Genomic DNA, 4,080 nt, shown 5'->3' on the forward strand with positions numbered 1-4,080 from the left:
CAGTTCACAATCGCGGGGCTGCCGGCCGCCAGATACAGCCCGCCCCCGCGCTTCTCGCTGGTTGCGGAACCATTCGCGTTGCCGGCCGTGATCGTGAAGCCATCCAGGAGAGCCGTGCTGTCCGTGTTGCTGCCGGTAACGACGTGATAACAATTGTCTGCATTGCTGCCGGGCGTGCCGATATCACCGCTGAGAACCGTCTGCTTCGTCGTGAAGTCGCGATCGGCCAGTCTGAACGTGGCCGGCTCTTCGGTGCCGGCAAAACCGCCGTAGACCGAGACGTTGTTCTTCAACGTGAAAGTCGCTGCCCGTCCACTCGGCACACTGGGCTTGTAGTAGTCCGTCGGGTTCGGGGACGCGGCCACCCAGATGTCAGGTTTCACCGGCGGGTTAGAGGCCAAGTTCACCGCAGCCTCGGCCGCGGCCAGGGCGGCCTGCAACGACGTGTAGGCATTGGTCCAGCTTGTGCCGTTGTTCAGTCCACTCGCGTCCCACTTGACGTAGATCACGTTCTCGCAGACGTCGCCGATACCGTCACGGTCGGTGTCCCGTTGGTCGGGGTTGAGGACGTTGAGACAGTTGTCGCAGGCGTCGCCCACGCCGTCACCGTCGGTATCCGTTTGAGTCGAGTTTGAGATGAGGGGACAGTTGTCGATCGGATCGTCGATGCCGTCTTCGTCGTCGTCTGGGTCACAAGCATTTCCCGAGTCGTCACCGTCCGTGTCGGTCTGGTCCGGGTTGTACACGGTCGGGCAATTGTCCTCGCAGTCCAGCATGCTGTCCATGTCGACGTCGGTGTCCGGTACGCCGCATCCGCACACGCCTGGCTCTGTTTTGTCCGGGTCATTGGGGCAACCGTCGATGCAATTCGCTGTCCCGTCGCCGTCGGAATCGGTATCCGGCACGCCGCAGCCACATACGCCCGGCTCAGTCTTGTTCGGATCGTTGTCGCATTCCTCCTCGCAGTTGTGGTACCCGTCGCCGTCCGTATCATCGCCGATGACCCACTGACTGCAGACCTTCCATCCACACTCCGGCTGCACATTGGGCAAATCGTCTTCGGTCAGTCCGGGCGAACAGATGTTGCCGGCGAAGTTCGCAATGCCGATATTGGCTCCGGTGATAGTCCCGGCCGCCGTTATGGTGCCGGAGCCCTCCGTGGCGCTCGCCGCAGTGATGTGGCCGAGGATGCTTCCGCCACAGGTAATGGAGCCGTCGAATGGGCCACCACAGCCAATGTTGGCACTGCTCAAGATGCTGCCGGCGATATCGAGATAGCAGTCATGGCAGTTGATGTTTCCATTCACACTACCGGTGATACCCTGCTGCGTATCGCTGTAGAGGTTGAGTCTGCAGTAGCCTCCATAGGTGGGTGTTCCGGGGCCGCGAGACAAGCCGATGTAGGACACGTCTCCGGAAACCCGAGAGCCAACGGCGATCTGGGAGCTCTTGAATGCGGACAGATTGACCGTGAGGTTGGTGATCGGGACCGGGTCTGATCCTGAGGGATACATGAATTCGATGCAGACGTGCCGGTTGATGATCTGCTGGTAGTGTTCTGGAACAGTCGAATAAGTGACCGTGATATCCTGACGACTGGCACAGTAGATGCGATACGCTCGCTGCGAATGGTAGCCGTCAAGATAGCTCCAGCATCCTCCCAAGAACTTCACCGTTGTCTCCGTTACCTCGACTTCAGTGGACAGCTCATTGAATCGCCATTCGGGGAGACAATCGACAGTAGATTGATTGGTTTGCCGAAGGCCGTTGCGGACGACAACGATCGTGCCACAGGCACCGTTGGCAATCGTGTCGCCGGTCAGAGCGGCAAGTACACATATAGCTGCGAAACTGCGTGGCCTCACGTCTATTCTCCTCCTGACAAGAAACTTCCTACTGCCGCGAGCAGCGGCGGCCGACGGCCATGAACAAGCCGATCACCAACACCAGCAATGCTGATGGCTCGGGCACTTCGTCGATGCGGATGTAGTCCCATTCAGCAGCGGTTGGGACGTAGTACCAGTCCTTGCCAAAACCAAACTGCGTCCACAAGTTGGTCCCAGTGGGAGCCTGGAGAGTATCGCTAACCTGAAGCTCGCCGTCGATGTAAACGGAGAACAATGCGCCAAACGACTCGATGCGAAAGGTGTGAAACTCACTTGTCAGCAGGGGCGTTCCTACCACTGTACGATCGAGTCCTCCCACGTCCCTGGCCAGGCTGATTACAGCATTGGAGGACCGCCAGGAAATGCTGATGTCACTGGTCAGATCCTCGCCACCGATGAGAAGATCCTGATACGAGTAGCCATCGTCATTGGACGTTCTTGCCCGCCATTCGATCGCGACGGTGTCCGTAGTCAGTTCCACGTCCTTGCGGTAGAACACCGTCGCGCCGCCCAGCGGTGTAGCGTCAATACGAAAAACGCCGTTGGCAAGCGAACGGGTGTAGACAGCGGGGTCTTCCTGGCTCCCTCCCGGAATCCAGCCGTCGTTCTCCGGAAACACGTCACCTTCATAGATGATATAGGCTGCCTCAAGCGAAGCAGTAGCCGCGAAGAGAATGAATGTGCCGAGTATCCAGTGTGACCTGTACATCGCGATCCTCCTCATGAGCTTCTGGACCGGATTGCCAACGCCGCTTGGGGAGCATAGTGGCGAAATCCGGTTTGTCCCTACTCCCTGTTCCGCGCAACTCCGCCACTCTGCGCCCGCGAGTCACCTGCATCGTATCCAGAACCCGAATCTTCTGCAAGCCTTTGAAAGGAATGCTAGCGATAGAGAACAACCGCTGAGACGGCCTTGCTCATGGAGAAGGCGCCGGGCCTCGGAGCATCTGCAATCCTCTCCCAGGGGCAAGCGTCTGTTCTCCTATTCTGCAAGAGCGACGAGCAGCAAATGCCAAAAGGATCAAGGTCATCATGATCGAGGCGCAAGGCTCAGGGACATCCCATGCTCGAATGTAGTCCCATGAACCAGTGGTTGGCACAAGGTCCCAGTCTTTCGTGAATCCGAACTGCGCGCGCAGGTTGGTCCCGATGGGTGACTGGAGAGCGTTGCTGACCTGGAACAGTCCGTCGACGTAGACGGCAAAAAGGGATCCGGATGACTCGACGCGGAAGACATGATATTCATCAGGCGACAAAGGTGTTCCAACAACTATGTCATCAAGTTGGCCAGCATCTCTTGCCATCCCGATCACTGCCCCGGAGGCTCGCCATGAAAGACCAATGCTGCTGGTAAGACCGTCGCCGTCAATAAGAAAGCTAAAATAGGAGTAACCGTCATCATTGGATGTTTTCGCCTGCCATTCGATACAGACATAGTCGCTCGTCGGCTGTAGATCTCTGCGGTAGAATACAGTGGCCGTTCCCGTCGCAGTTGCGTTGATCGCAAAGATGCCTGAATCAAGCGAACGGGTGTAGACGGCAGGGTCTTCCTGGCTCCCTCCCGGAATCCAGCCGTCGTTCTCCGGAAACACGTCGCCTTCATAACTGATATAGGCTGCTTCGAGCGAAGCAGTGGCCGCGAAGAGAATGACTGTGCCGAATATCCAGCGTGACGTGTGCATCCCCAACCTCCTTGTGAGCTTCCGGACGAGATCAACGGCGTTCCTCGCGAATGTAGCGGCAAGACCCGCTTCTCCGTCAATCCCGGTTCCGGGCAACTCCACCACCATGTGCTTGCGAGCTACTTGGATCGTATACAGAACCCCAGTGTTCTGCAAGTCAATGAAACGAGTGCGCGAAGAAAGGCCACGACGCCGGGCGGTCACCAGAAGACCCGCCAATCCGAACAGAATCTGCATCGATGGCTCGGGGAGGAAACAAAGGGGACATTCCACTTTTCTGCTGCCCTCAGTTGTCCGCGAAGGATATGAGGAGGGCGTAACACGGCGATCGCGGGCGAACGGACCAGCGACGGACCGTCGAGCATTCGCTTGTACCTCGATGCTTGTCCATCCGGCAGCATATCCCCCAGATTCGCAGGGTTCCCGCCTCAACAGCTTGCCGGTCCTCGCTGGTTTGCCCAAGTTTGGCTTCCTTTGGCGCGAGAGGTTGTCGGCATTCGGCACTCAGCGGT

Annotated in this window: 3 protein-coding genes; all 3 read right to left on the reverse strand. The window is 58.1% G+C overall.

All coding sequences use genetic code 11. The features are described from left to right. Nucleotides 1–1,865 (reverse strand): thrombospondin type 3 repeat-containing protein (locus tag PLL20_21930; GenBank protein HPD32659.1); only part of this gene is annotated, 1,865 nt, incomplete at its 3' end. 28 nt (nucleotides 1,866–1,893) lie between these two features. Then, nucleotides 1,894–2,595 carry a PEP-CTERM sorting domain-containing protein gene (locus PLL20_21935; protein ID HPD32660.1) on the reverse strand — a complete coding sequence of 234 codons (702 nt, stop codon included), beginning with the start codon at nucleotides 2,593–2,595 and terminating at the stop codon, nucleotides 1,894–1,896. 208 nt (nucleotides 2,596–2,803) lie between these two features. Continuing rightward, nucleotides 2,804–3,805 (reverse strand): hypothetical protein, encoded by a 1,002-nt coding sequence (locus PLL20_21940; protein HPD32661.1) that lies wholly within the window; start codon nucleotides 3,803–3,805, stop codon nucleotides 2,804–2,806. Nucleotides 3,806–4,080 lie beyond the last annotated feature (275 nt).

The sequence above is a fragment of the Phycisphaerae bacterium genome (genome assembly GCA_035384605.1).
Classification (GTDB): domain Bacteria; phylum Planctomycetota; class Phycisphaerae; order UBA1845; family PWPN01; genus JAUCQB01.

Excerpts from the sequence above, each read along its gene's own strand:
- PLL20_21935 (HPD32660.1), bottom strand. The coding sequence starts at position 2,595 with ATGTACAGGTCACACTGGATACTCGGCACATTCATTCTCTTCGCGGCT.
- PLL20_21940 (HPD32661.1), bottom strand. The coding sequence starts at position 3,805 with ATGCAGATTCTGTTCGGATTGGCGGGTCTTCTGGTGACCGCCCGGCGT.